Source organism: Sphingomonas sp., assembly GCF_036269755.1.
Taxonomy (GTDB): Bacteria; Pseudomonadota; Alphaproteobacteria; order Sphingomonadales; family Sphingomonadaceae; genus Sphingomonas.
This window is the reverse complement of record NZ_DATBDV010000004.1, coordinates 608,510-635,299: the sequence shown is the minus strand read 5'-3', so window position 1 is coordinate 635,299 and position 26,790 is coordinate 608,510. Positions and strand designations below refer to the sequence as shown.

The 26,790-nt window shown below is 66.7% G+C and carries 28 protein-coding genes, 2 tRNA genes and 1 pseudogene; 27 read left to right on the top strand and 4 right to left on the bottom strand.

The window, feature by feature from the left end; translation table 11 throughout:
* A partial coding sequence (locus VH326_RS05535; RefSeq protein ID WP_329630776.1) for a hypothetical protein occupies window positions 1-185 on the bottom strand: 185 nt, incomplete at its 3' end.
* A gap of 266 nt (window positions 186-451) precedes the next feature.
* Between VH326_RS05535 and clpP the strand changes: the two genes are divergently transcribed.
* From clpP to VH326_RS05520, 3 genes are all read left to right on the top strand, one after another.
* On the top strand, window positions 452-1,087 hold the full coding sequence (gene clpP, locus VH326_RS05530) for an ATP-dependent Clp endopeptidase proteolytic subunit ClpP (RefSeq protein ID WP_329630775.1): 636 nt from the start codon (window positions 452-454) through the stop codon (window positions 1,085-1,087).
* A gap of 113 nt (window positions 1,088-1,200) precedes the next feature.
* Window positions 1,201-2,466: an ATP-dependent Clp protease ATP-binding subunit ClpX gene (gene clpX, locus VH326_RS05525; protein WP_329630774.1), complete on the top strand. Its 1,266-nt coding sequence runs from the start codon at window positions 1,201-1,203 to the stop codon at window positions 2,464-2,466.
* A 16-nt stretch (window positions 2,467-2,482) separates the two neighbouring features.
* Window positions 2,483-3,061 carry a GNAT family N-acetyltransferase gene (locus VH326_RS05520; protein ID WP_329630773.1) on the top strand — a complete coding sequence of 193 codons (579 nt, stop codon included), beginning with the start codon at window positions 2,483-2,485 and terminating at the stop codon, window positions 3,059-3,061.
* Here the strand turns inward: VH326_RS05520 and VH326_RS05515 are convergent.
* Window positions 3,058-3,663: an isoprenylcysteine carboxylmethyltransferase family protein gene (locus VH326_RS05515; RefSeq protein WP_329630772.1), complete on the bottom strand. Its 606-nt coding sequence runs from the start codon at window positions 3,661-3,663 to the stop codon at window positions 3,058-3,060. The genes VH326_RS05520 and VH326_RS05515 overlap by 4 nt on opposite strands.
* 12 nt (window positions 3,664-3,675) lie before the next feature.
* Window positions 3,676-5,373 (bottom strand): M1 family metallopeptidase, encoded by a 1,698-nt coding sequence (locus VH326_RS05510; protein ID WP_329630771.1) that lies wholly within the window; start codon window positions 5,371-5,373, stop codon window positions 3,676-3,678.
* Between the two features lie 94 nt (window positions 5,374-5,467).
* Here VH326_RS05510 and lon point away from each other — a divergent pair, with 94 nt between their 5' ends.
* The 3 genes and pseudogenes from lon to VH326_RS05495 all read left to right on the top strand — a co-directional run bounded on the left by lon (window position 5,468) and on the right by VH326_RS05495 (window position 8,424).
* Window positions 5,468-7,861 carry an endopeptidase La gene (gene lon, locus VH326_RS05505; RefSeq protein WP_329630770.1) on the top strand — a complete coding sequence of 798 codons (2,394 nt, stop codon included), beginning with the start codon at window positions 5,468-5,470 and terminating at the stop codon, window positions 7,859-7,861.
* Window positions 7,862-8,007: 146 nt separating this feature from the next.
* Window positions 8,008-8,295: pseudogene (locus tag VH326_RS05500) on the top strand (HU family DNA-binding protein); the annotation flags it as partial.
* A 54-nt stretch (window positions 8,296-8,349) separates the two neighbouring features.
* A tRNA-Val gene (locus VH326_RS05495) sits at window positions 8,350-8,424 on the top strand.
* Between the two features lie 54 nt (window positions 8,425-8,478).
* Here VH326_RS05495 and VH326_RS05490 read toward each other — a convergent pair.
* Window positions 8,479-9,162, bottom strand: a complete 684-nt coding sequence (locus VH326_RS05490) for a 2OG-Fe(II) oxygenase (RefSeq protein ID WP_329630769.1) — start codon at window positions 9,160-9,162, stop codon at window positions 8,479-8,481.
* Window positions 9,163-9,271: 109 nt separating this feature from the next.
* Between VH326_RS05490 and VH326_RS05485 the strand changes: the two genes are divergently transcribed.
* The 21 genes from VH326_RS05485 (at window position 9,272) to VH326_RS05385 (ending at window position 26,772) form a co-directional block, all read left to right on the top strand.
* Entirely contained in the window at window positions 9,272-10,096 is an 825-nt protein-coding gene (locus VH326_RS05485) for a type II secretion system protein N (RefSeq protein WP_329630768.1), read from the top strand.
* Window positions 10,093-12,285: a type II secretion system secretin GspD gene (gene gspD / locus VH326_RS05480; protein WP_329630767.1), complete on the top strand. Its 2,193-nt coding sequence runs from the start codon at window positions 10,093-10,095 to the stop codon at window positions 12,283-12,285. The genes VH326_RS05485 and gspD overlap by 4 nt, the downstream gene beginning before the upstream one ends.
* 20 nt (window positions 12,286-12,305) lie before the next feature.
* Window positions 12,306-13,853 carry a GspE/PulE family protein gene (locus tag VH326_RS05475; protein WP_329630805.1) on the top strand — a complete coding sequence of 516 codons (1,548 nt, stop codon included), beginning with the start codon at window positions 12,306-12,308 and terminating at the stop codon, window positions 13,851-13,853.
* Entirely contained in the window at window positions 13,846-15,072 is a 1,227-nt protein-coding gene (gene gspF, locus VH326_RS05470; RefSeq protein ID WP_329630766.1) for a type II secretion system inner membrane protein GspF, read from the top strand. The genes VH326_RS05475 and gspF overlap by 8 nt, the downstream gene beginning before the upstream one ends.
* Window positions 15,073-15,079: 7 nt before the next feature.
* Complete coding sequence (gspG, locus tag VH326_RS05465) at window positions 15,080-15,526, top strand: type II secretion system major pseudopilin GspG (protein WP_329630765.1); 447 nt, start codon at window positions 15,080-15,082, stop codon at window positions 15,524-15,526.
* Window positions 15,527-15,535: 9 nt separating this feature from the next.
* Window positions 15,536-16,012 (top strand): GspH/FimT family pseudopilin, encoded by a 477-nt coding sequence (locus VH326_RS05460; RefSeq protein WP_329630764.1) that lies wholly within the window; start codon window positions 15,536-15,538, stop codon window positions 16,010-16,012.
* Window positions 16,005-16,448, top strand: coding sequence for a type II secretion system minor pseudopilin GspI (gene gspI, locus VH326_RS05455; RefSeq protein ID WP_329630763.1), 444 nt, complete (start codon window positions 16,005-16,007; stop codon window positions 16,446-16,448). The genes VH326_RS05460 and gspI overlap by 8 nt, the downstream gene beginning before the upstream one ends.
* The gene (gene gspJ / locus VH326_RS05450) at window positions 16,445-17,062 is read left to right on the top strand and encodes a type II secretion system minor pseudopilin GspJ (protein ID WP_329630762.1); all 618 of its coding nucleotides are present in this window, start codon (window positions 16,445-16,447) and stop codon (window positions 17,060-17,062) included. The genes gspI and gspJ overlap by 4 nt, the downstream gene beginning before the upstream one ends.
* Window positions 17,052-18,029, top strand: a complete 978-nt coding sequence (gene gspK, locus VH326_RS05445; protein ID WP_329630761.1) for a type II secretion system minor pseudopilin GspK — start codon at window positions 17,052-17,054, stop codon at window positions 18,027-18,029. The genes gspJ and gspK overlap by 11 nt, the downstream gene beginning before the upstream one ends.
* A complete protein-coding gene (gspL, locus tag VH326_RS05440) occupies window positions 18,026-19,129 on the top strand; it encodes a type II secretion system protein GspL (RefSeq protein ID WP_329630760.1) in 1,104 nt (367 codons plus the stop codon). Before gspK ends, gspL begins: the two co-directional genes overlap by 4 nt.
* Window positions 19,126-19,599: a type II secretion system protein GspM gene (gspM, locus tag VH326_RS05435; RefSeq protein WP_329630759.1), complete on the top strand. Its 474-nt coding sequence runs from the start codon at window positions 19,126-19,128 to the stop codon at window positions 19,597-19,599. The genes gspL and gspM overlap by 4 nt, the downstream gene beginning before the upstream one ends.
* Window positions 19,596-20,315: a type II secretion system protein N gene (gene gspN / locus VH326_RS05430; protein WP_329630758.1), complete on the top strand. Its 720-nt coding sequence runs from the start codon at window positions 19,596-19,598 to the stop codon at window positions 20,313-20,315. Before gspM ends, gspN begins: the two co-directional genes overlap by 4 nt.
* Window positions 20,316-20,362: 47 nt before the next feature.
* Window positions 20,363-20,439: transfer RNA gene (locus VH326_RS05425), tRNA-His, on the top strand.
* A gap of 94 nt (window positions 20,440-20,533) precedes the next feature.
* Complete coding sequence (locus tag VH326_RS05420; protein WP_329630757.1) at window positions 20,534-21,586, top strand: Glu/Leu/Phe/Val family dehydrogenase; 1,053 nt, start codon at window positions 20,534-20,536, stop codon at window positions 21,584-21,586.
* A 51-nt stretch (window positions 21,587-21,637) separates the two neighbouring features.
* A complete protein-coding gene (locus VH326_RS05415) occupies window positions 21,638-21,904 on the top strand; it encodes a DUF6894 family protein (protein WP_329630756.1) in 267 nt (88 codons plus the stop codon).
* A 107-nt stretch (window positions 21,905-22,011) separates the two neighbouring features.
* A complete protein-coding gene (gene ccmC / locus VH326_RS05410) occupies window positions 22,012-22,746 on the top strand; it encodes a heme ABC transporter permease CcmC (protein ID WP_329630804.1) in 735 nt (244 codons plus the stop codon).
* 106 nt (window positions 22,747-22,852) lie between these two features.
* Entirely contained in the window at window positions 22,853-23,287 is a 435-nt protein-coding gene (gene ccmE, locus VH326_RS05405; protein WP_329630755.1) for a cytochrome c maturation protein CcmE, read from the top strand.
* Window positions 23,284-25,227, top strand: coding sequence for a heme lyase CcmF/NrfE family subunit (locus tag VH326_RS05400; protein ID WP_329630754.1), 1,944 nt, complete (start codon window positions 23,284-23,286; stop codon window positions 25,225-25,227). The genes ccmE and VH326_RS05400 overlap by 4 nt, the downstream gene beginning before the upstream one ends.
* Entirely contained in the window at window positions 25,224-25,751 is a 528-nt protein-coding gene (locus VH326_RS05395) for a redoxin family protein (RefSeq protein WP_329630753.1), read from the top strand. The genes VH326_RS05400 and VH326_RS05395 overlap by 4 nt, the downstream gene beginning before the upstream one ends.
* Window positions 25,748-26,137: a cytochrome c-type biogenesis protein gene (locus VH326_RS05390; RefSeq protein WP_329630752.1), complete on the top strand. Its 390-nt coding sequence runs from the start codon at window positions 25,748-25,750 to the stop codon at window positions 26,135-26,137. Before VH326_RS05395 ends, VH326_RS05390 begins: the two co-directional genes overlap by 4 nt.
* Entirely contained in the window at window positions 26,137-26,772 is a 636-nt protein-coding gene (locus VH326_RS05385; RefSeq protein ID WP_329630751.1) for a tetratricopeptide repeat protein, read from the top strand. Before VH326_RS05390 ends, VH326_RS05385 begins: the two co-directional genes overlap by 1 nt.
* The last annotated feature ends 18 nt before the right edge of the window (window positions 26,773-26,790 follow it).

Here is a 26,790-nt window from a genome sequence, read left to right as displayed (position 1 = left end):
TGCCGCGCACTCAGGTCGTCGACATGGAGCCCGTGCGTGGCGGCCTGCTGCCGGAGCAGGGCGAGCAGGTCGCGCCGGTCCCCGGGCGTGGCCAGCGGGATTTCGATCGCGGCCACCGTCCGGATGCTGTCGGGCTGCGGGACCGGCGCACAGCAGGCCTGCATTAAAGCGAGAGCGATGAGCATCATTCTGATCCTCGGCTGCACAATCGGCGAGCATAGCGGCATGCTCCGGGGAAGGCGATCCATCCCTGTCGCGTCATGCCGGACATGATCCGGTATCCACCTTCTTCGCGCCTTTGCGTCTTTGCGTGAGATAAGGCGGCGTTCGGGGCACGCGGCGAAGGGCAGGCAGGGCCCGAATCAAGCCCGGGGTGACGGGGGGCTTGAACCTTCTCCCAAAGGCTCCGATGTAGCCTTCACCACACAATCGCAGGGACGCTCTCGCCGCCATGGATCATCTGGACATCGTCAACGGGCTCGTGCCCATCGTCATCGAGCAGTCGAACCGCGGCGAGCGCAGCTTCGACATCTATTCGCGGCTGCTGCGCGAACGGATCATCTTCATCGTCGGACCTGTCGAGGACCATATGGCCTCGCTGATCACTGCGCAGCTGCTCTTCCTCGAGTCCGAGAACCCGAAGAAGGACATCTTCATGTACATAAACTCGCCGGGCGGCGTCGTCACGGCGGGCATGGCGATCCACGACACGATGCAATATATCCGCCCGCGCGTCGGCACGGTGTGCATCGGGCAGGCGGCGTCGATGGGCAGCTTCCTGCTCGCGGCCGGCGAGCCCGGGATGCGCGTCGCGCTCACCAACGCGCGGATCATGATCCACCAGCCGTCGGGCGGCGCGCAGGGCATGGCGTCGGACATCGAAATCCAGGCCAAGGAAATCCTGCGAATCCGGCACCGCATGAACACGCTCTATGCGCAATATACCGGACAGCCGCTCGAAGTGATCGAGCGATCGATGGACCGCGACAATTTCCTCGAGGCGGACGAAGCCAAGGCGTTCGGGCTGGTCGACGAAGTGTTCGACAAGCGTCCCGCGCCGGCCGACGATCAGGCGCAAGCGGCTTGAGGCAGGTTGCGGCGGCAACGTCGTAAACACGTTATTTTGGTGATTGTGGTATCGAAGAGCGCCGGGTTACACTGTCCGGCGCTCAAGCCCGTGTCGGGCGAAGGAAGATTTGAATGACGAAACTCAGCGGCGGCGATTCGAAAAGCACGCTCTATTGCTCGTTCTGCGGCAAGTCGCAGCACGAGGTGCGCAAGCTCATCGCCGGCCCGACCGTGTTCATCTGCGACGAATGCGTCGAGCTGTGCAACGACATTATCCGCGAGGAAACCAAGTCGGCCCTGGTCTCCAAAAAGGATGGTGGCGTACCGACGCCGCAGGAAATCTGCGACGTGCTCGACGATTACGTGATCGGCCAGCGCCGCGCCAAGCGCGTGCTGTCGGTGGCGGTGCACAACCACTACAAGCGCCTCAACCACGGCGCGAAGGGCGCCGATGTCGAGCTCGCCAAGTCGAACATCCTGCTCGTCGGCCCGACCGGCTGCGGCAAGACTTTGCTCGCGCAGACGCTCGCGCGAATCCTCGACGTGCCGTTTACGATGGCCGATGCGACGACGCTGACCGAGGCGGGTTACGTCGGCGAGGATGTCGAGAACATCATCCTCAAGCTGCTCCAGGCCTCCGATTATAACGTCGAGCGCGCGCAGCGCGGGATCGTCTATATCGACGAGATCGACAAGATAAGCCGCAAGGCGGAGAATCCCTCGATCACCCGCGACGTGTCGGGTGAAGGCGTCCAGCAGGCGCTCTTGAAGCTGATGGAAGGCACCACCGCCAGCGTTCCGCCGCAGGGCGGACGCAAGCATCCGCAGCAGGAATTCCTCCAGGTCGACACGACCAACATCCTGTTCATCTGCGGCGGCGCGTTCTCCGGCCTCGAAAAGATCATCGGCGACCGCCTGCAGGGCAAGTCGATCGGGTTCGGCGCGTACGTCGCCGCGCCCGAGGAACGCCGCACTGGTGAGGTGCTGAAGTCGGTCGAGCCCGAGGATCTGCTCAAGTTCGGGCTGATCCCGGAATTCGTCGGCCGCTTGCCGGTGATCGCGACGCTCGAGGATCTCGACGAGCCGGCGCTCATCAAAATTCTTTCCGAGCCCAAGAACGCGCTGGTCAAGCAGTATCAGAAGCTATTCGACATGGAGGACGTCCGCCTCGGCTTCACCGACGACGCACTCGGCACCGTCGCCAAGAAGGCGATCGACCGCAAGACCGGCGCACGCGGGCTGCGCTCGATCCTCGAAGGCATTTTGCTCGACACGATGTTCGACTTGCCCGGGATGGACGGCGTCGACGAAGTGATGATCGACAAGGACGTCGTGCTCGGCACCAAGGATCCGATCCGGGTCTACGCCAAGAAGGAAAAGACCGGCGACGCGGCTTGATCGCGGGGCCGGACCGGTGATCCGCGACGCCGGGCCAGGCGACCGGTCCGCCGTCGCCGCGATGCTGGCGCGCGCGTTCGCCGACGATCCGGCGATGTCGTACATCTTCCCCGATCCGCGCGATCGGGCCAAGCGGCTGCCGCGGTTGTTCGCATTGCTGTTCGACGAGGACGCGCCGGGCATGCGGCTGGTGACGGGCGAGGCACGGGCGGCGACCTTGTGGCAGCGTCCGGGGACGCCTGCCGTCGGGACGCTGACGCTGCTGCGGCGTGCGGTCCCGCTGGTTGCCGCACTCGGTACCGCTTTGCCCCGCGCGCTCCGAGTGGCGGACGCGCTCGATGCGCATGCGCCGTCCGGGCGGTACTGGTACCTGCACATCGCCGGGGTCGACCCCGCGCACCAAGGCAGAGGGCTGGGCGGCGCCTCGATCCGCGAAGGACTCGCGCGTGCTGCGAACGACGGCTTGCCCGCCTATCTGGAGACCGCGACCGAGCGCAATGTCGGGCTCTACCAGTCGCTCGGGTTCGTAGTGACGAGCGAATGGTCCGTCCCCAAGGGCGGTCCCAAATTCTGGTCGATGCTGCGCGCGGCCTAGAAAAGCCCCGGCACGAACCGTCTCACTCGCGCCGCATAATCGTCATACGCCGCACCGAACTGAGCGCGCAGCAGCCCTTCCTCGCGGACTACGCGCATCCAAGTGCCGAGCGCGAAAATCGGGACCGCGACGATCAAATTGCGCGAATGCCCGAACGCGATCGCCATCGCGAACATGAAGAACGACATCGCGACGTAGATCGGGTTGCGGATCCATTTGAACGGACCCGTCTCGACCAGGTTGTGGTCGCTGCGGGTCTGCGCCACGACCGCCCAATTCTTGCCCATGGCGCGCGACGAGGCGTTGAACAGGGCGACCGCTGCCGCCATCAGCAGCGCGACGATCACGCCCTCGACGATGGACTTGCCCGATGGCGATCCCACCTCGATCCGGATCGGGCCGAAGCCTGTGACGCCGATGCCGATGCCCTGCACGACGATCCACAGTCGCGTGATCGGGGCGCTTTGCGACACCGGCGCGGCAGCCGCCCGCTTTACCCGGGTGCGTGCCACAAGCAGCGCGGCGAAGAACGCCAGGAAGCCAAGCGCCATCGCGGCGAGCCCAGGCCAGCCGACCGGATCGTTCGGAAAATATCGCAGCATGGTTGCCCTCCTTCAGCTCCGCTTGCGCATCCCGGCCTGATAGTCCTCGACCGCCTTGGATCGCCTGAGCACGCGCGCATACGGATCGACCAGCACATGCGCGTTCGTCGGCACATCGATCGTCGCGGTGCCGTCGGGCATCGCCACGCGGACCAGCTTGTCGTCGATCTGCACCTCGACCGGCATCGGAAAAGGCAGCTTGTCCGGGGTGAGCCAGAACAAGGTCAGCTTGCCGCCGGTTCGCGCTTCGACAAGTTCGGGCAGCGCCGCGCGGCGCAGGTAGACGTCGAAGAACCAGTCATAGTCCTTGCCCGTCACCTTGCGCACGAAGTCCTCATATTCGCGGGTCGAGCCGTAGCGTGGCGTGAAATTGCCGGGCTTCGGGTCCGTGCGGCCATAGACTTCGAGACGGGTGACATCCCAGAAATCCTTTTCCCCGATCAGCCAGCGCAGCGTGTGGAGCATCCACGCGCCCTTGTAATAGATGTCCTGGCCCGGACCCCCTTTGGTCGGTTCGTAGACCTCTTCCTCGGTGATCTCGCGCCCGCGCACGATCGGCACCGCGTTGATGATCCTGTTGCGCTGCTCGTCCATCATCGTCGCATATCGGGCGAACCCCTCGCGCCACAGCCCGTAGGCGGGCTGCATATATTCCTCATAGCCTTCGTGAATCCAGTAATCGTCCCAGTTGGCGGCGGTCACCTGGTTGCCGAACCATTCGTGGCCGAATTCGTGCTGGAACAGCCAGTCGAACCCCTCGGGCGCCTTGCGATAGGCATTGCCGTAGGCGTTGATCGTCTGGTGCTCCATGCCGAGGTGCGGCGTCTCGACCACACCGACCTTCTCGTCGCCGAACGGATAAGGGCCGACATTGGCTTCGTAGAAGTCGAGCGTCGGCGCGAATTCGGCGAACAATGCCTTGGCCTGCGCTTCCTCGCCGGGCAAATACCAATAGAACATCGGGATCGTGTTGCCGAACCGGCTCTTATAGTCGCCGCTGATCACCTCGTACGGCGCGACGTTGAGCGCGATCGCATAGGTGTTGGGGTGCTTGACCTCCCAATTCCACGTCGTGCGGCCGTCCAACTCGGTATCCATCCCCTTGAACACGCCGTTGGCCGGCGCCTTCAGCCCCTTGGGCACGGTAATGTGGAGCCTGACCAACGCCGGCTCACCGGTCGGGAAGTCGAGACACGGCCAGAGGATGTCGCAGCCATAGCCCTCGCTGGTGCTCGCAACCCAGGGCTGCCCGTCCTTGGTCTTCGACCACACCATACCGTCGTCCCACGGCGCATTGACCGCGACGTGCGGGGTTCCGCCGTAGACGATCGTCGCGACCACCTTTTCTCCCGCGGCAAAAGTCCTGGGCAGCTTGATGGTCAGCTTGCCCTCGGGATTGGCGACGTTGACGGCGGCGATCAGCTGTCCGTCGATCGCGACCTTTTGCGGGCCGAGGTTGCGGTCGAGGTCGATCACCAATCGATCGAGCGGCGCTTTTGCGGTGAACACCAGCCGCGCAAGGCCACGCAACTGCTCGGTGTCGGGCAGGACTTCGAACGACAGGTCGGCGCTGTCGAACTGGAGCTTCGCCTGGTCGGGATCGATCGGTCCGCCCGATCGCTGGGTCTGCGCGGTGAGCGGCGGCTCGCCCTTCTTGGGCAGATCGGCGGCGCCTGCGGCTACTGTCAGCAACGCGCTTATCCCCAGCATCGCCGCGCCGATCCGCCGCCGGCGATTGATGGAACGCTTACCATTCCCATATAGGGTGGCAAACGCGTCCGGTTCGGGCGCCCGCGGAGTATCCATGTCTCAATCCTTCCCCGTATTGCCGCTGCGCGATATCGTTGTTTTCCCTCACATGATCGTGCCGTTGTTCGTCGGCCGGGACAAGTCGGTTGCTGCGCTCGAAAGCGCGATGGCGGCCGACAAGGAGATTTTCCTCGTCGCCCAGCTCGACCCCGGCCAGGACGATCCCGGCCGTGACGATTTGTACGACATGGGCGTGATCGCCACGATCCTGCAGTTGCTCAAGCTCCCCGACGGCACCGTTCGCGTGCTGGTCGAGGGGAAGGCGCGCGCGACGCTGACTGAATTGTCGGGGGCCGGGGATCATTTGACCGCCGAGGTCGAGCGGATCGACGAGACACCCGAGACGGGCGTCGAGATCGCCGCTTTGATGCGGTCGGTGGTCGATCAGTTCGAGAATTACTCGAAGCTCAACCGCAAGCTGCCGGCGGAGACCGCGGTGCAGATGGGCGAGATCGAGGAGCCGTCGCGGCTGGCGGATTCGATCGCGGGTAACATCGCGATCAAGGTCGCTGAAAAGCAGGCTTTGCTGGTCGAGCTCGGCCAGTCGAAGCGGCTCGAGATGGTCTATGCCTTCATGGAAGGCGAGCTCGGCGTCCTGCAGGTCGAAAAGAAGATCAAGTCGCGGGTCAAGCGCCAGATGGAGAAGACCCAGCGCGAATATTATCTGAACGAGCAGTTGAAGGCGATCCAGCGCGAGCTCGGCAACGAGGGCGAGGAAGGCGATGGCGACGAGATCGCCGAGCTGACCCAGAAGATCGCGACGCTCAAGCTGTCGAAGGAAGCGCGCACCAAGGCGACAGCGGAGCTGAAGAAGCTCAAGACGATGGCGCCGATGTCGGCCGAGGCTACCGTCGTGCGCAATTATCTCGATGTGCTGCTCGGCTTGCCCTGGGGCAAGAAGTCCAAGCTCAAGAAGGATATCGCGGCAGCGCAGGCGGTGCTCGACGAGGACCATTACGCGCTCGAGAAGGTCAAGGACCGGATCGTCGAATATCTCGCGGTGCAGGCGCGCACCAACAAGCTCAAGGGCCCGATCCTGTGCCTCGTCGGCCCTCCCGGCGTCGGCAAGACCAGCCTCGGCAAGTCGATCGCCAAGGCGACGGGCCGTGAATTTATCCGTCAAAGCTTGGGCGGTGTGCGCGATGAAGCAGAAATTCGGGGGCACCGGCGGACCTATATCGGCTCGCTGCCGGGCAAGATCGTCACCAACCTGAAGAAGGCTGGGGCGAGCAATCCGCTGTTCCTGCTCGACGAGATCGACAAGCTCGGCCAGGACTTCCGCGGCGATCCGGCCTCGGCCCTGCTCGAAGTGCTCGACCCGGAGCAGAACGGCAAGTTCAACGACCATTATCTCGAGATCGATATCGACCTCAGCGACGTGATGTTCGTGACGACCGCGAACACGCTCAACCTGCCGCAGCCGTTGCTCGACCGCATGGAGATCATCCGGCTCGAAGGCTATACCGAGGACGAGAAGGTCGAGATCGCCGAACGCCACCTGATCGCCAAGCAGGTCGAAGCGCACGGGATGAAGGACGGCGAGTTCACGCTGACCCACGAAGGCCTGCGCGCGCTGATCCAGCGTTACACCCGCGAAGCCGGGGTGCGCACGCTCGAACGCGAGATCGCCAAGCTGATCCGCAAGGCGCTGCGTCAGATTCTCGAAGGGAGGGCGACGAGCGTGACGATCACGCCCGACAACCTTCACGAATTTGCAGGCGTGCAGAAGTATCGCCACGGCCTCAGCGAAACCGAGCATCAGATCGGCGCGGTTACAGGCCTCGCCTGGACCGAAGTCGGCGGCGAGCTGCTGACGATCGAGAGCGTGACCGTGCCGGGCAAGGGCGCGATCAAGCTGACCGGCCAGCTCGGCGACGTGATGAAGGAATCGGCGGAGACCGCGATGAGCTTCATCAAGGCGCGCTCGCCGTCGTACGGCATCAAGCCGAGCTTGTTCGCGCGCAAGGACTTGCACGTCCACTTGCCCGAAGGCGCGGTACCCAAGGATGGGCCGTCGGCAGGCGTAGGCTTGGTGACGTCGATCGTTTCGACGCTGACCGGCGTGCCGGTGCGGCGCGAAGTCGCGATGACCGGGGAGGTCACGCTGCGCGGGCGCGTGCTGCCGATCGGCGGGCTGAAGGAAAAGCTGCTTGCAGCGCTTCGCGGCGGCATCGAGACGGTGCTGATCCCCAAGGAGAACGAGAAGGATCTCGTCGAAATTCCCGCGAACATCCGCGAAGGGCTCACGATCGTACCGGTCGAGCATGTCGACGAGGTCTTGCGGCTGGCGCTGACTCAGCCGCTCGAAGCGATCGACTGGACCGAGGCCGACGAGCTCGCCGCGCTGCCGCCCGCGCCGATCGCACCTGCCGGCGAAATGCACCACTGACCCGCCAGCGAAACGATCCGCCGCAAAATCCCCTGACGGGATGGATTTGCGGCGGAATCGGTTTGACTCAAGTCAAGTCCATCGCCTTACTGCGCCGTTCCGCCACTGCGGCGAGTCTCTGATTTTTTCCGACGCACACTCAAACGGGGGTTTCGAGTTCGATGAACAAGCAAGAGCTGATCGCCTCGGTGGCCGACACGGCCGGGCTGAGCAAGGGTGACGCGAGCAAGGCGGTCGAGGCGGTGTTCGACATGATCGGCGGCGCGCTCAAGAGGGGCGACGAGGTTCGCTTGGTCGGGTTCGGTACCTTCTCGGTTTCGAAGCGCAAGGCATCGACCGGCCGCAACCCGCGCACGGGCGAACCGATGACGATCAAGGCCTCGACCCAGCCCAAGTTCAGGGCCGGCAAGGGCCTCAAGGACTCGGTCAACTAATCCCGCTGGACAGCGGGGCCGGGCTTCGCGTAGAGGCGCCGCTCCCGGGGATCGGGGCGCGTAGCTCAGCGGTAGAGCACACCCTTCACACGGGTGGGGTCACAGGTTCAATCCCTGTCGCGCCCACCATCGCCGTCGGGCGATCGGACACAATAAAACGGCGTGGCATTCCAGCCCGCTCGATCATTCCGCGTCGAACCCCCAAGGTCTTTCGCGAAACCATTTGGTGATCACGTACTTTGCGCCGGCGCGGACTTTCATGCCTTGGTGGATGGTGCTGGGGTTAGGCGACCCGTCGGGGCGAAGATTGTTCCAGCACAGCAATTTGCCGGTTTCGGGCTGGACGATCTTGTCGATCGTCTTGAAGCGAGTCGCGCCGCCCGCGTCTGGCGCGTTGAGGTAGATCATCGCCGTCCAGGTCCGGTTGCCCGCGATCGAGCAATATTTGTGGAAGTCGACGCCTTGCGGCTCGAAATAGTCGGTATGGCCCTTGAACTCCTGCCCGATGGCGTAGCGCTGGCCCTGGATCGGCTCGCCATGCGCTGGGTCGAGGCCGAGAAACGCGGCGAGCCGGCGCTCGACCTCGGCGACCGCCGGGTGCGCAGCGTCGAGATCGCAGGTCTCGCTCGTGCGGAACGCGGCATCGCCGTTATAGTCCGACACGGTGGAGGGCCGCCGCCGCTCGTCGATCAAAGCTATCAACGTCTCGCACAACGGAGGATCGAGAAAGTCGCGCTTCTGGAATAGCGTCAGCTTCGCGCTCGGCGTGCGCTGGACACCGTGCTGCGCGAGAATGTGCGCGACCACCGGCTCGGAAGGGTGGCCCGATCCGAACCCGATCGGCAGCGCGGCGTCAGGGAATGTCATGGGCGAACCCTGCCAAATAAATTAGGTAGTCGCCACACCCGCTTGTTCGGCTAAACCGTACCGATGCGGAATTGCGCGAGTCACGGGGTCGGGAGGGGCGGCGAGCATCATGCGCCTTAGCCTGAGCCCGCGCGCCCGGGCGCTGTTGCGGCGCTTTCCGCCGGTGAACCTCTATTCGCTCGGCGAACTGCTGCTACTGGCGGTGCTCGCGGTGCAGTGCGCGCGGTTGTTCTGGACGATCGTGACCCCGGTCGGCCCGGTCGGCGATTGGCGGCTTGCGCAGCCAGGGGTGGGCGGGTCGCCCGTCGCGATCCTGCGCGGGTTCGACCCGTTCTTTCGCGTCAGCGGCGCGGCAAGTCCCGGTGCGAGCGTCACCTCGCTCCAGTTGACGCTCTATGGCACGCGAATCGACGACGCGACGGGACTCAGCTCGGCGATCATCGCAGGGCCCGACGGCGTGCAGAACAGCGTCGGCGTGGGCGAAGAGGTGGCTCCGGGCGTCAAGCTCAAGGCGGTCGCGTTCGACCATGTCACGCTCGATCGCGGCGGCACGACCGAGGAACTGTACATCGACCAGTCTGGCGGATCGACGCCGGCAGTCGTCGGTCCGGGCGGCGAACCGTCGTCGCCGGTGAACCTCCTCGGGCCCGGTGTCACCGCGGCGCAGATCAGGAGCGACGTGTCGTTCACTCCGCGGATCGAGGGCGGGCAAGTCACCGGCCTGATCGTCCGCCCGGAAGGCAGCGGCGCCGGGTTTCGCGCGATCGGGTTGAGGGACGGCGATGTCGTTACCGCAGCCGCTGGGCATGCGATCACAGGACCGGGCGATCTCGATCGTATACTCTCGGGGCTGACGCCGGGCAGCAATCTTTCGATCACCGTGGAGCGGGGCGGGCAGCCGTCGGCGATCACCGTCACGATAAAGGGCCAATGAGGAAGTTCACCCTAACCGCCGCGCTGATCGCGCTGGCCATCGCCGATCCGCTTGTGGCGCAAACCACGGTCAACGTCCGCGATGCCGACATCCGCGCCTATATCGCCGATGCCGCGCGCGTGACGGGGCGCACCTTCATCATCGACAGCCGCGTGCAGGGCAAAGTGACGGTGGTCAGCGAGCGGCCGCTGTCACGGTCCGAGTATTTCGAAACGTTCCTCTCGACGCTGCGCGCCAACGGCTATGTCGCGGTACCGACCAGCAATGGGGCATTCCGCATCCAGCCGATCGAAGGCGCCGCCACGCAGCCCAGCCGGATCGGCGCGGCGGGCGCGAACCGCAACCAGTTCGTTACCGAGATCATCCGCCTGCGATTGATCGACGCGGGGCAAGCGATCGACAGCGTGCGCAGCCTGGTCAGCCCGCAAGGATCGGTCAGCGCCAACCGCGGCAGCAACGCCGTGGTCGTGGTCGATTTCGCCGACAATGTACGCCGCGTGCGCGAGGTGCTGCGGCGGCTCGATACCGATGGCGCGGCGACTAGCGTTGTCGCGCTGCAGAACGCCAATGCCAAGGAAATCGCAACTGCGCTGAGCGCGCTGATCGGCGGCGGTGGCGCGGCGGGCGGGCCGGGGACGGGCGCATCGAACGCGACGGTGGTGGCGATCGAAAGCTCGAACTCGATCGCGATCCGCGGCGACGTGGCGACGGTCGCTCGGCTCGCGGCTATGGCGCGGGATCTCGACCGCAAGGCCAAGAGCGGCCAGGAAATCCGCGTCGTGTTCCTCGAGAATGCCGACGCCGCGCAATTGCTGCCGGTGCTCCAGCAGCTTGTCGGGCAGGCGGTGACTCAGCCGCCGGAGACGCAGGGGCTGAGCGCCGCGACCAGCATCGGCGGCAATTCGACCGGCGGCACGACGACGACCACCACGACCGCGCCGGTTCCCGCGGTCCCGGTCACCACCACCACGACTACCGGCAGCAATACGCCCGCGATCACCGGCATCGGTGGTCGCAGCGCCTCGGTCATCACTCGCTTTGCCGGCGCCAACGCGATCGTCATCGCCGCGCCCGCCGAGGTCCAGCGCCAGCTGGCCGACGTCATCGCCAAGCTCGACACGCGCCGCCAGCAAGTGCTGGTCGAGGCGATCGTCGCCGAAGTGTCCGACACTACGGCCGCCAAGCTGGGTGCGCAGTTCCTGCTCGGAAACATCACGGGCGGCGCATTCGCGGCGTCTACCTTCTCGAACTCCGCGCCGAACATCCTTCAGATCGCTGGCGCGATCGGCGCGCGCCAGCTCGCGACGACCACGACCACGGTGAATGGGACCACCACGGTTACGACCACCAACAACACCGTCAGCGACAGTCTTGCCCAGTCGGCGATCAGTTCGATACTTGGGTCATCGGGTGGCTTCGCAGGGTTCGGCGGGCGGATCGGCGACACCATTTTCGGCAGTATCATCAATGCGGTGAAGAGCGACACCACCTCCAATCTGCTCCAATCCCCGTCAATTACCGTCATCGACAACACCGAAGCACGTATCCTGGTGGGTCAGGAAGTACCGGTAACGACCGGCCAGGCGCTGTCGAATAATTTCGACAACACGTTCCGCACCACGCAACGCGAGAATGTCGGCATTCAGCTCCAGGTCCGGCCGCAGGTCAATTCGGGCGGATCGGTCAAACTCTATCTTCGCCAGCAGGTCAGCTCCATCGCCGGCCCGGTCAGCAGCGACAATTCGGACCTTGTCTTCAACAAGCGTGAGATTGAGACCGTGCAGACCGTCGATGACGGCCAGATTGCGGTCATCGGCGGCTTGCTGAGTGACGAGGAACGGCGGACCATCGAGAAGATTCCGCTCCTGGGCGACATCCCAATCCTCGGCAATCTGTTCAAGTCGAAGGGCAAGTCGCGCACCAAGACCAACCTGATGGTGTTTATCCGCGCGACCATCCTGCGCACGCCGGAAGACATGCGGCGCGTGACCGAGCAGCGCTACGGCTATCTGCGGCTGCAACAAGCGGGGCAGCGGCCTGACGAGGAGCCTTCGATCGACCAGCTGGTGCGCGACTACATGGGCGCCGCGCCGCCGATCCCGCCGGCGCCGCTGCCCGGGAACATCGACGATCCGCGGATCACGGTGCCGACGATGATCACCTCGACCACACGGGTGAAGCGCAAGTGACGATCATCCGTGCCGGCGACATGCTCGCGCATGAAGACGAGGTGCCGCTGCTGCCGCCCGAGCCCGCGGTGCTGCCGATTGAGATCGTCGCGGTGCCCTATCTGTTCGCGCGGCGCTTCGGCGTCGTGCTCGGCCGACGCGACGGCGACCAGCAGCCGACTGTCGCGATGCGCGAGGGTGCCGACCCCAAGGTGCTGCTCGAGCTTCGGCGTGCGCTGCGGCGGCCGTTCGGGGTCGATATCGTCGCGGCCGACGCGTTCGATAAATTACTTGGCGACCGTTACGCGATGGATGGCCAGGCGACCGCGATGGCGGCGGGGTCGCTGGGGATCGGCGAACTCGACATGCTGGCGACCGACCTGCCGACCGCCGACGATCTACTCGACACTGCCGACGACGCGCCTGCGATCCGCCTCATCAACGGCATCATCGCCGATGCCGCGCGGAACGGCGTGTCGGACATTCATATCGAGCCATACGAGACCGGCCTCATCGTTCGCATGCGGATCGACGGCGTGCTGCGCGAGACGCTCCGGATGCCGCCGCACGTCGCGCCCGTCGTGGTCAGCCGGATCAAAGTGATGGCGCGGCTCGACATCGCCGAGCGCCGCGTGCCGCAGGACGGGCGGATCGGCTTGACGCTCGGCGGCAAATTGCTCGACGTCCGCGTCTCGACCCTGCCGAGCCGCGCGGGCGAGCGAGTCGTGCTGCGCATCCTCGACAAGGACAATGCCGGGATCGGGCTCGAAATGCTCGGGATGACTGCGGCGGCCGATAAGTTGCTGCGTAACGCGCTGGCCGAGCCTAACGGCATCGTGCTGGTCACCGGCCCGACCGGATCGGGCAAGACGACGACCCTTTACGCCGCGCTGCGTCTGCTCAACGATGGCACGCGCAATATCCTGACGATCGAGGACCCGGTCGAATATGCGATCGAGGGGGTCAGCCAGACGCAGGTCAATCCCAAGGTCGGGCTGACCTTCGCGGCGGGTTTGCGCGCGATCCTGCGCCAGGATCCGGAAGTCGTAATGGTCGGCGAAATCCGCGACCGCGAAACCGCCGAGATCGCGGTGCAGGCCTCGCTGACCGGCCACCTCGTCCTGTCGACGGTCCACACCAACGACGCGGTCGGCGCGATCACGCGGATGCGCGACATGAAGGTCGAGCCTTTCCTGCTCGCCTCGACGCTGCGTGCGGTGATCGCGCAGCGGCTGGTGCGCAAATTGTGCGAGCATTGCCGTCGGGCCGAACCGGCCGATGCGGCTCTGGCAGCCTTGCTCGGGGTGGAGGCGGGGACCACGGTTTACGAACCGGCCGGTTGCGAGCAATGCGCGCAGACTGGCTTCAAGGGCCGGATCGGCGTGTTCGAAGCGGTGCGCGTCGACGAAGCGACTCGCCGACTGATCAACGAAGGCGGCGACGAAAGCGCGATCTCGCGTCACGCTTTTACGCGCAACGACAACCTCGCCGCCGCGGCACGGCGCTTGGTGCTCGACGGGCTGACGACGCCCGAGGAGGCGGTCCGCGTGTCGCGCGTCGAGGTCGCGGAAATGGTCGGCGGTGGCTGACTTCCACTATATCGCGATCGACACCGGCGGGCGCGAGAAGAAGGGGCATATCGCCGCAGCCTCGATCGACGCGGCGCGGGACGCACTCGACCGGCGGCGCATGTACGTCGTTCGGATCGACGCCGGAGCGCGGGCGCCGCCCAAATCGCGCGGGCTGCTGAACCTGGAGATCGGCGCCGGCAAGCGGATGAACGGGCAGGCGTTGACGCTGTTCACGCGGCAGCTGGCGACGCTCAATCGAGTGGCCCCGCTCGAAGAATCGCTGCGGACGATTGTTCGTCAGACCGAGCAAGAGGCGGTGCGCCGCGTCGTCGAGGCCGTGCATGCCGGCGTGGTCGAGGGGCGTCGACTCTCGGAAGCGATGGCGCGCGAGCCCAAGAGCTTTCCCCCGCTCTACCGCGCGATGGTCGCGGCGGGCGAGGGGTCGGGGACGCTGCCGACGATCCTCGACCGGCTCGCGATCCTGCTCGAACGCCAGGCGGAAATTCGCGGCAAGGTGATTACCGCACTCGCTTATCCGAGCGTGCTCGCGATCGTCGCCGTGCTGGTCGTGACGTCGCTGATGATCTTTGTTGTCCCGCAGGTCGTCGAGCAATTCGACACGGTCGGCCAGCAACTGCCGTTCCTCACGCGCGCCGTGATGGCCGTGTCGTGGGTCATGGCGCGTTACTGGTGGCTGATCGCGGTGTTGGCCGCGGGGGCGGCAGTGGCTTTCTGGCGCGCCATGAAGAGTCCGAGGTTCAAGCTGGCGTTTGATACTTGGCTGCTGCGGCTGCCATTCTTAGGGCGGTTGATCCGCGACCTCCATGCCGCGCGGATGGCGCGCACCCTAGGGACGATGGTCGCGAGCCGGTTGCCGCTGCTCGACGGGTTGGCGCTGACCGCCGGGACCATCCACAACCTCCGCCTGCGCGGCGCGACCGAGGAGATCGTCGATTCGATCCGCGGCGGCGGAAGCCTGTCGGCGGCGATGCGGCGGTCGGATGTGTTTCCGCCGCTCCTCACCTATATGGCGGCATCGGGCGAAGCGTCTGGGCGGCTCGACGAAATGCTCGAGCGCGCCGCCGACTATCTCGAACGCGAGTTCGACCGCTTCACCGCGACGGCGCTTTCTCTGCTCGAGCCGATCATCATCGTCGTGATGGGCGGTATCGTCGCGACGATCGTGCTCTCCATCCTGCTGCCGATCCTGCAGCTCGAAACGCTTGCCGGACAATGAGGTGACCATGCGTATCCTGAACCCAGACCGCCGCCGCGATGATGAAGAGGGTTTCACCCTTGTGGAGTTGATGGTCGTGATCGTCATCCTCGGCCTGCTCGCCGCGATCGTGGTGATCAACGTCGTCCCGTTCGGCGACAAGGCGCGTGTCGTGAAGGCGAAGTCCGACATCGCGACGATCGAAAGCGCGCTCAACGCCTATCAGCTATCGATGGGGAGCTATCCGACATCCGACCAGGGGCTGCAGGCGCTGGTCGCGATGCCGGCGGGGCTCAGCGATCCGTCGCAATACCAAAAGGGTGGCTATATCAAGAAGCTGGAGAAGGACCCGTGGGGGCACCCCTACCTCTATGCCGCACCCGGTCAGCACGGAGCGTTCGACGTCTGGAGCCTCGGAGCGGACGGCAAGGAAGGCGGGCAGGGCGCCGACGCCGATATCGGTAGCTGGCAATAGGACCGCACGGTGCGCGACCGCGGCTTTGAGTCTTGTCGGCGTCCCGCCCAGCAGGGCTTCACGCTGATCGAGTTGATGATCGTCATCACGATCGTCGCGCTCGCGGCGGCAGCGGTGGTGCTCGTCATGCCCGATCCGCGCGGGCGAGTGCGCGATGATGCCGAGCGCTTCGCGGCGCGCGCCCGCGCCGCGCACGACGCAGCGATCGTCGGCGCGCGCCCAGTCAGCGTGTGGGTGACGCCTGGTGGCTATGGTTTCGACGAACGCGCGGGTAGCGGCTGGCAGGCGATCAGCGACAAGCCACTTCGCGTCACCCAATGGGGCAAAGGGATCGAAGCGGCACCATCGGGAGCGGGCGGACGCGATCGCGTGGTGTTCGATCCGACCGGGATGGCCGACCGGCCGCTGACGGTCGACCTGCGGCGCGAAGGGCAGGCGGTGCGCGTGTCGATCGGGACCAACGGTGCGGTGCACATCGGTGGCTGATTTTTTCTGCCGTATTCCCGCGCAGGCGGGGGCACGTTCGCGGACTTGCGAACGTGGCTTTACGCTGATCGAGATGATGGTGGCGCTCGCGGTGTTCAGTCTCGCGGCCTTGGCGCTCATCCGGCTGGAAGGCGCGAGCTTTCGCGGTGCGAGCACGCTCGACCGGTCGCTGCTCGCCGGGATCGTCGTGCGCAACGTCGCGGTCGATGCGCAGACCGCGGCGCAGGTCCCGACGCTCGGCACCGCGCAAGGCGACGAGAGCAACGGCGGGCGGACCTGGCGTTGGACGCGTGTGGTGGCGCCGGTCGGCGATGGCAACCGCGTGTTCCGAATAGACGTTACCGTGGCCGACGCGTCGGGAACCGCCGCCAAACTGACCGTGCTCCGCGATAGCCCGCCGCCTGCACCCGCACCCGTACCGAGTCCCCCGCCGTGACCGCACGTCAGTCCGGGTTTACCCTCATCGAAATGATGATCGCGCTGCTGATCTTCGCACTACTCGCGGCGGCTGGGGTATCGTTGCTGTCGTTCGGGGTGCGCGCGCAAGCGGTGGCGGGGAAGAAACTCGACGACGTCGGTGCGCTGTATCGGCTCGATGGCGTTCTGGAAGCCGACCTTGCGCAGGCATCGCCCCGTTCGACTCGCGACGAAGGCGGCGCCCGCCGGCCCGCCTTCGAAAGCGGCGGCGGGGGCAGGTTGCTGCGATTGGTGCGCGGCGGGTGGGACAACGTCGACGGCGCCCCGCGCGCGAGCCTGCAGAAGGTCGAATACCGGTTGAACGACGAAGGCGCGATCGAGCGCATCGCCTATCCGATGCTCGACGGCGCGGCGCCGTTGCCGGCCGCGAGGATGCTGACCAACGTTGCGGGGGTCACGCTCCGCTATCGCCTTGCGGGCGCCTGGAGCGACAGCTGGTCGGGCCAGCCCGCCACGCCGCTGCCCGATGCGGTCGAGATGACTATCACGCGCCGCGACGGGACCGTCTTCCGCGAACTCTTCGCGATCGGTACGGGCAATGTCATGGGGGCAGGGATCGGCAATGCAGGGTAAGCGCGCAAGCGAGCGCGGCGCAGCGTTGCTGACGGTGTTGCTGCTCGTCGCCATCGTCGGCGCGATGGCCGCCGGGACGATGGAGAAGCTCACGCTCGCTACGCGCCAGGCTTCGAACGCGAATGCGATGGAGCAGGCCAACGCCTGGTCGCGCGCCGCAGCCACGATGGCGCTGGTGCGGATCGAGGCGGTGCTGGGGCAGGACAGGTCGCGCGTTTCGCTCGCCGGTGGATGGAGCGACCATCCGTTCCCGCTGCCGATCCCCGAGGGTACCGCGACCGCGCGAGTCCTTGACGCCGGCAATTGCTTCAACCTCAACAGCCTGGTGGTTCGCACCGGCGCCGACAGCTACGCCGTTCGAATGCCCGGCGTGCTCCAGTTCGCGCGGTTGATGCGGCTGCTCGGCGTAGCCGGCGGCGACACCATCGCGGCAGCCACCGCCGACTGGATCGACAGCGACGGCGACCCGATCGCGGGTGGCGCCGAGGACGCCGCGTATAGCGGGTTCCAGCCCGTCTATCGCCCCGCCAACACGCTGATGGCCGACGTTAGCGAGTTGCGCGCCGTGGTCGGCGTGACGCCCCAGATCTACGCGGCGCTACGCCCCTATGTCTGCGCGCTGCCGACCGAGCAGCCGACGACGGTCAACGTCAATACGCTTGCGCCCGAGCGCGGCGCGCTGATCGCGGCGATGGCGCCCGATACCATTGGTGTCGACCAAGTGCGGCGCGCGTTGTTATCGCGGCCGGCGGAGGGCTGGGCAAGCACGAGCGACTTCTGGAGCCGTGGACCGCTCTCGGGAAGTAATGCCGGCGACGCGCAGGCCGCGACGGCGGTGACGACGCATTGGTTTGCGCTCACGACCGATGTCGCGATCGGCCGCATCACGCTGCACCAGACCGGGCTGATCGACGCGCGCCGGCCGCGACCGCGCCTCGTCGCGCTGCAATCGGGGGAGGGGGTGTGAGCGACACGCTGGCGCTGTTCCTCCCCGCCGATAGCGAACGCCGGTGGCGTTGGCTCGCGGTGCGCGATGGCGCCGTGGCAATGCGGGGCGACGGCCTGCCCGCGCCCGTCCAACCTGCCGGCACGCGCGTGGTGGCGATTGCGCCGGCGGAGGCGGTAACGCTCCATTGGGCGGACCTTCCCGATCGATCGCAGGCGCAAGCGGTTGCGGCGGCGCGGTTGCTCGTCGCCGAGGCGAGCGTGACGCCGCTAGGCGACTTGCATGTCGCGGTGGGGCGCGAGGAAGGCTTGGCCGAGCGCCCGATCGGCGCCGTCGCTGCCGTTCAGATGGACGACTGGCTGGCGATGCTGGCCGGAGCGGGGTTCGAGGCCGAAGCGATCGTCCCGGCGCCCATGCTGTTGCCGCGCCCCGACGAGGGGTATGTGGTGGGCGACCTCGGGGGCGCCGACGGCGGCGTCGTGCGCGGGCGGTCGAGCGGGTTCGCCGACGAGGACGGGCTGACCGCTCTGGTCATCGGTGATGCCTCGGTTCTGGCGCTCGACCGCGACGCGCTGGAGGCGGCAATCGTCGCAGCGCTCGCCGACCCCGCGCTCGATCTGCGGCAAGGGCTGTATGCGCTGCGCAAGCGCGCCGCGATCGACTGGCTGTTGGTGCGCCGGCTCGCTTGGCTGCTCGCCGCGATCATGGCGGCGACGTTGCTGATCACGCTCGCGCAAATCGTCCGATACAATGCCTCAGCCGCTGCGCTGGAGGCGCAGGCGGACTCGCTCGCCCGGCAAGGGTTGGGGCGTGGCGAGGCAGTCACCGATGCCCGCCAGCAACTGACCGATCGGCTCGCGCGGCTTCGCGGGGGCGGTGCCGGGTTCAGCCAGACTGCCGCGAGCGTCTCTGCCGCCGTCGCCGCGACGCCTGGCGCCGAGATCAGCGGCCTGTCGTTCGATCCGAGCGGCAAGCTGCGCGTTTCGCTCGCAGTGCAGGCGCAAGGGCAGATTCTCGAAGTCCAGAATCGACTCGCAGCCGCGGGATTTGCGGTCGACGCGAGCCCCTTCACGGGCACGGTTGGTCGACTGACCGGCACGCTCACGGTGTCGCCGTCATGACCGCGCAACTCAAATCGTGGTTCGATGGCCGCAGCCGGCGCGAGAAGTGGTTGATCCTTGCCATGCTCGCATTGCTCGGCCTGACCATCGTGTGGGGCGTGATCCGGCCGCTGGACGAAGCGCTGTCGTCGGCGCGGCGGCGCAACGCCGATGCCGCGGTTCGGCTGGCGCAGACTCGCGAACAAGTCGCAGCGGTGCGCGCGATCCGTCGCGCGCTACCCGAGGTGGTGGCGGAGCCGATCGACGCGATCGTTCGGCAGTCGGCGTCGAGTGCGGGCTTCTCGCTCGATTCGGTCGCGGCCGATGGCGCTAAGCTGCGCGTTCACATCAATTCCGCGCGCGGCGGGGCGCTACTGGCGTGGCTGGGCGATTTGGAAGCGCGGGGCGTGCTGGTCGAACAAGCCTCGGTCACCGATGCCGGCAACCACAATGTCGCCGCCGATATCACATTCAGGATGATGGCGCCATGATCGGATTGCGGACGAGGAGGCCGGTGCTGTTCGGCGCGATGCTGGTGATCGCGCTTGTCGCGTTGTTTCCGTTGCGGCTCGGGCTCGGACTATCGGGGCTCGGCGACGAGGGGCTGAGCGCGCGCGAAGTGATGGGGCCTGCGTGGTGGGGCGGGCTGAGCGAGGCGCATTACGGTGATGTCCCCCTGGGTGACCTGAACGCGGGACTCTCGCCGATCCAGTTATTCATTGGTCGGGCGCGGTTCGACGTTGCCGGGCGCGAGGGCAGCCCCAACGCGACGCTGAGCGGCGCACTGAGCTTTAGCCGCAGCACGAGCGGGGTCGACGACGTCACCGCGACGATCCCCGCCGGCGACGCCTTCGCGCCGGTGCCGGTGACATCGATCGCGCTCGACGACGTCAGCGTCCGGTTTCGCGACGGCGCCTGCGAGCGCGCCGAGGGCAAGGTGACTGCGACGATTGCGGCGACCATGCCGCAGCTCAACTTGCCGCCCCAGCTCTCCGGCATCGTCCGCTGCGATGGCGGCGCATTGCTGATTCCGCTCGCCACCCAGGCGCAGACCGAATCGATCGCCGTCACGATCCAGGCCGACGGCCGCTATCGCGCGACGCTCACCGCCAGACCGTCCGATCTCGACGCCGCGGCGACCCTGACCGCCGCCGGGTTCCGCGCGGTGGGCGACGGCTATCGGCTGACCGTCGTCGGCAATTTCTGACGGCTTGACCATCCGGGGCCGCTCCCGCTAGGGGCGAGCGCTTCGCGGCGATCGTAGTTCAATTGGTTAGAGCGTCGGCTTGTGATGCCGGATGTTGCGGGTTCAAGTCCCGTCGGTCGCCCCATTTTCTCCGCCGGATGCCATTCGGGATAGCCTTCGCTCCCTGGAAACAATATTGCGCCGATCGACAATTTAATTCTTTAGCCTCGGAGCCTGCGATGACCTCGGTTTGGGAAATGCCCGATTTCGACGACCATGAGGGCGTCCACCTGTTTCGCGACCCAGCCAGCGGCCTGACCGCGGTGATCGCGGTGCACTCGACCGCGCGCGGTCCGGCGGCGGGCGGCGTGCGCTTCTGGCATTACGCCGACAGCAACCGGGCGATCACCGACGCGCTGCGCCTGTCGCGCGGGATGAGCTACAAGAATGCGATGGCCGAGCTGCCGATGGGCGGCGGCAAGGCGGTCGTGCTCGCCGACAAGCCCGGCGATGCCATCACGCAAGCGCAGCTCGAGGCGTTCGGCCGAGCGGTCGATTCGCTTGGCGGGCGCTACGTGACGGCCGAGGATGTCGGCATGTCGGAAGCGAGCATGAAGGTCATCGCGACGATGACCAAGCATGTCTCCGGCCTGCCGGTCGCGGCGGGCAGCGCTGGCGGCGACCCCGGTCCGTTCACTGCGCATGGCGTGTATTTGGGCGTCAAGGCCGCGGCGAAGCGCGGGATCGGCGCCGATACGATGGCGGGCGTGCACGTGGCGATCCAGGGCGTGGGCTCGGTCGGCGGCGGGCTCGCTAGATTGCTGGCGAAGGACGGCGCAAAGTTGACGCTGGCTGACGTCAACACGGACAAGGCGAAGGCGCTCGCAGCGGAGCTCGGCGCGAAGACGGTGCCCACGGAGGAAATCCTCGCGCTCCCGGCCGACGTGGTCAGCCCGAATGCGCTCGGGGCGATCCTGACCGAAGCGTCGATCGCGGCGCTCCAGACCAAGGTCATTGCGGGCGGCGCCAACAATCAGCTCGAGACCAGGGAGGACGGTGCGCGGCTCCACGCGCGCGGCATCGTCTACGCGCCCGACTACGTGATCAACGCCGGCGGCATCATCAATGTCGGGCTCGAATATCTCGGGCAAGGCGATCGTGCCGAGGTCGAGGCGCGGATTGCGCGGATTCCCGATCGGTTGATCCAGGTGTGGGACGAGAGCGAGCGGACCGGCGAGCCTGCGTCGGACGTAGCGGACTCGATCGCGCGGCGGCTGATCGGGCGCGGTTGAGGCCGAACGACGGCTTTTGAAAACGAATCGTATTTTGATCCGCATCAATGCGTGCGCGCGCCGGGCGGGGTATCCAATCCTATGCCGCGCTACTATTTCAACGTCGAGAACGACGACGTCACCGAGGATTTCGAAGGGGCGGAGCTCGCCGACGATCGAGCGGCGCACGCCTATGCGGTGGTCGCGGCGCGGGCGCTGGCGGCGGATACGGTCTCGCAGGGGCATCTGGGCCTCACGCACCGGATCGTGATCGTGAACGAAGCGCGTGCGCCGGTGGACACCGTGTCTTTCGGCGAAGCGGTCGAGGTCAGATCCTAGCTTCCGTCGGCGGGACCGGTCGCTGCGCGACGCGGCTGACCTCCAATCGCTCCATTCAGGCAACTCTGCGTGACCTCGCGCCAATCTTGTCCTATCGCGCCATGATCGTGCCCAGCCTTCACGCCCTCGCCAATCCCGCTCGTTTCCTGCGGCTCGCGCGTCCGTTGACGCCGGGATTGCTGGTGCCCGGGATCGTGCTCGCGTTATTCGGGTGCTGGGCCGGGCTCACGCAGACGCCGCCCGATTACCTGCAAGGTGAGACGGTGCGGATTCTCTACATCCACGTGCCGACCGCGTGGCTCGGGATGGCCGGGTGGAGCGGGATCGCGGTGTCGAGCATCGTCTATCTCGTGTGGCGGCATCCGCTGGCGCGGATCGCGGCGCGTAGCATCGCGCTGCCCGGCGCGCTGTTCGCGTTCCTGTGCCTCGCGACCGGGTCGATCTGGGGGCGGCCGACCTGGGGGACCTGGTGGCAGTGGGACGGGCGGCTGACGTCGATGCTGCTGCTGTTCTTCGTCTATCTCGCCTATATCGCGCTCGCCCGCGCCGATGCCGATCAGGGCGGCGACGGGCGTGTCCCGGCGATCTACGGCATTGCCGGCACCGTGCTGCTGCCGATCATCCGCTATTCGGTGGTGTGGTGGAACACGCTGCACCAGGGCGAGTCGATCGGGCTGACCAGTTCGACGATCGCGCCGTCGATGCTGTGGCCGCTTTGGTTCACCTTGGGGGGCTTCACGCTGATCTTCGCGGGCGTCGTGCTGATGCGGATGCGCATGACGCTGGCGCGCGAGCGGCGCGAGGCGCGGTTGCGGCGCCTGTCCACGGACATACCGGCATGAACCAGTGGTGGTTCGTCGATGCGGCCTATGGCCTGACGCTGGGCGCGACCGCCGCCTTGACGGCGTGGAACTGGCTGGCGATGCGCGCGGCGGAGCGCGATATCAAGTGAAGCCCAGGCACCAACGGTTGTGGCTCGCGGGGCTGGCCCTGCTCGCGGTAGCGGGGGCGAGCGGGCTCGCCTTGTCGGCATTGAAGGATCAGGCGGCGTTCTATTACGCGCCGTCCGACCTCAAGGCGAAGGGCCTGCCGCTCGGCAAGGCGGTGCGGCTCGGCGGGCTGGTCGAGCGCGGATCGCTGCACAAGGCGGCGGACGGCATCACGCTCACTTTCACGGTGGTCGATCGCTCGGCAACCGTGCCGGTGACCTTCAAAGGCATCGCACCCGACCTGTTTCGGGAGAATTCGGGGGTCGTCGCCGAAGGCCGGTTCCAGCCCGACGGCAGCTTCGTCGCGTCGAACCTGCTCGCCAAGCACGACGAGAAGTACCAGCCGCCTGAAATGGCGGGCACGCTGCCCCAGCCCAAGCCGCCCGCGCGATGATCGCCGAGGCGGGGCTTGCCGCGCTGTGGCTGGCGGCTGCGATGGCGGCGTTGCAGCTAGTGCTCGCGGTCGGCGCGGTGCGCGGCACGGGGCACGATCGCGGCGCGGCATTCGCGACCGCGGTGCGTCCGGTCGCGATCGCGCAAGGGTTGCTCGTCGCAATTGCGATGCTGTGCCTGATCCTGGTGTTCGTGGCGTCGGACATGTCGGTGCTGCTGGTCGCCGAGAACAGCCATTCGGCCAAGCCGATGATCTACAAGATCGCCGGCGCGTGGGGGAACCACGAAGGCTCGATGTTGCTGTGGGTGACGATCCTGGCGGTGGGCGGCGCGGCGGTGGCGGTGTTCGAGCGGCGATTGGAAGCGCGGACGCTGGTCGCGACGATCGGCGCGCAGGCGCTGATTTCGATGGGGTTCTACGCGTTCCTGCTGTTCGCCTCCAATCCGTTCGCGCGCGTGTTTCCGGCGCCGGCCGATGGCAACGGGCTCAACCCATTGCTCCAGGACCCTGGCTTGGCGCTCCATCCGCCGACGCTTTACATCGGCTATGTCGGCATCTCCATCGCGTTCAGCTTCGCGGTCGGCGCGCTCATCATGCGCGACGTCGGGCCGGCGTTCGCGCGCGCGATGCGGCCCTGGGTGCTCGGCGCCTGGATCTTCCTGACGCTCGGCATCACCGCGGGGTCCTACTGGGCCTATTACGAACTGGGCTGGGGCGGCTGGTGGTTCTGGGACCCGGTCGAGAACGCCAGTCTAATGCCGTGGCTCGCCGCAACCGCTCTGCTCCATTCGGTGAGCGTGCTGGCGACTCGCGACGGTCTGCGCGCCTGGACGATCATGCTCGCCGTGGTGGCGTTTTCGATGAGCATGATCGGCACCTTCCTCGTGCGATCGGGCATCCTCACCAGCGTCCATGCCTTCGCGATCGATCCCGAGCGGGGGGAGTTCATCCTGGCGCTGCTGGCGATCTATATCGGGGGCGCGCTCGCGCTGTTTGCGGTGCGGATCGGAACGGTGCGGCAGGGCAACGTGTTCGCGATCGTCAGCCGCGAGGGCGCGTTGGTGGTCAACAATCTGCTGCTGTCGGTGATCCTGGGGATCGTGCTGATCGGGACGCTCTATCCGATCCTCGCGGCCAGCCTTGGCGTGCAATTGTCGGTCGGCAAGCCGTTCTTCGACAAGACGGTGGGGCCGGTCGCTTTGTTGCTGGTGGTGTTCATGGCGGCAGGGCCGTTGCTGCGCTGGCGGCGCGACGATGCCAGCGCACTGCTCAAACGGCTGACTTGGCCAATCACCGGGGCGTGTGCCGCGCTGGTCGTGCTGGTGCCGTTCGCCTGGGGGATCGGGGTGCGGCCGATGGCTGGGTTGGTGCTGGCGGCTGGGCTGGCAGTGGCGAGCGTCGCGCCTTTATGGAAGCGCAACCTCAAGCGAACGCCGTTGTTCACCTGGGGCATGGTGATCGCACACCTCGGCATCGCGGTCAGCCTGGCGGGGATGGCAAGCGATAGCGCGTTCACCAAGGAGACGTTGGTGGTCGCGCGGGTCGGCGAGCTGCATTCGGTCGGGCCCTATCTCGTCACGCTCAAGGGGCTGCGGCCGGTGGTCGGTCCCAACTGGTCGGCGATGGCTGCCGATCTCGAGATCACGCGGGGGGAGGGCGGCACGCCCTTCATCCTGTCGCCGCAAGCGCGGTATTTTTCCGATCCGCCGACCGGCACAAGCGAGTCCGCGATCGCGACCAAGCTTGACGGCCAGCTCTACACCGTGCTCGGCCAGCCCGACGGGGAGGGCGGATACCAGTTGCGGCTGTGGTGGAAGCCGTTCGTGACGCTGATATGGTTTGGCGGGGCGATGGTCGCGTTCGGCGGCGCGCTGTCGCTGATTGGACGCGTGTGGCGTGGACGGCGGCGCAAGGTCGCCGATGAGGACTATTATTCATGAGCCGGGCGCTGCTCTGGCTGCCGCTGACGCTGTTCGCGGGGCTGTTCGCGCTGGTCGGGTTCGGCCTGCTCAAGCCCGCCGATCGCGCGGTGCATTCGGCGCTGACCGATAAGCCGCTCCCCGATTTCGCGCTGCCCGCGCTCCTGCCGGACCGGCCCGGCGTGGCGCGCACCGGCTATGGCGGCGGACAGCCGCGACTGATCAACGTCTTTGCCAGCTGGTGCGTCCCGTGCCGCGCCGAAGCGCCCGAGCTCATGAAGCTCAAGGTGGCGGGCGTGCCGATCGACGCGATTGCAGTCAACGACACGCCGGAAGCGGTGCGCGACTTCCTCGCGACCTATGGCGACCCCTACCAGCGGATCGGCGACGACAAGGCGATGCGCGTGCAGGTAGCGTTGGGCTCGTCGGGCGTGCCCGAGACATTCCTGATCGACGGCAAGGGCCGGATCGTTCGGCAGTATATCTCGAACTTACAGCCCGATCAGATGGCGGAGATAATCGCGGCGTGGAAGGCGGCGCGATGAAGCGATGGATCCTCCTGTTCGCGCTGGTTGCCGCACCCGTTTTCGCGCAGCCGGTGTCGTTCGCCGACACGCAGTTGCGCGACCCGGCGAAGGAAGCGCAGGCGCGCGCGCTGATGGCGACGATCCGCTGCGTCGAATGCCAAGGCCAGTCGGTCGCCGACAGCAATGCGCCGATCGCCGGCAGCGTACGCGCGCTGATCCGCGAGCGAATCCGGAACGGCGAGACGCCGGGGCAGGTCCGCGCGTGGCTGATCGACCGCTACGGCGATTACATTACCTACGATCCTCCGCTTGGCGCATTGACCTGGCCGCTTTGGGCGGCACCGATCGTGTTGCTAGTCGTCGGCGTGCTGCTCGCGCGCGGCGCGTTCCGGAGGCGGCACTGATGGGCTGGGTGATCCTCGCCTTACTCGGGGTGACGACGGCCGCGCTGTTCGTCGTGCTGCGCGTGCCGCGATTGCTGTGGCCGTTGGTCGGCGCGACGCTGATGCTCGGCGCGGCGGGCTATGCGTGGCAGGGCGCACCCGGCTTGCCGGGGCACCCCGTGTCGGCGGAAGCCGTCAAGCTGCCAGTCGAGCCGGTCTACAAGGAAATGCGCGACACGTTGTTCGGGCGCTTCAACGGCGAGTCGCTCTATTTCGGCATTTCAGATCGCATGCTCGGCGACGGCGACACCAAAGCGGCCGCCGCTGTGATGACCGGCGGCGTCCGCTACGCGCCGCAAAACGCGGCGTTGTGGAGCGAACTCGGCAACGTGCTCGCGCTCCACGATCACAACACCGTTTCGCCGGCCTCGTTGTTCGCGTTCCAGCAGGCGATGCGGCTCGCGCCGACGCACCCAGGACCACCCTTCTTTCTCGGCTGGGCGTATATTCGCTCGGGGCAACTGGCCGAGGCGCAGCCATATTGGGTGCGCGCGCTTGCGCTGACGCCCAAGGACGCGAGCTATCGCTCCGCGATCGCCGATCGGCTGGCAGCGCTCAACGGCTTCCTTGCCGCCGGCGCGCCGCCACCGCGCTGATCGTCGGCCTTCTAGCTT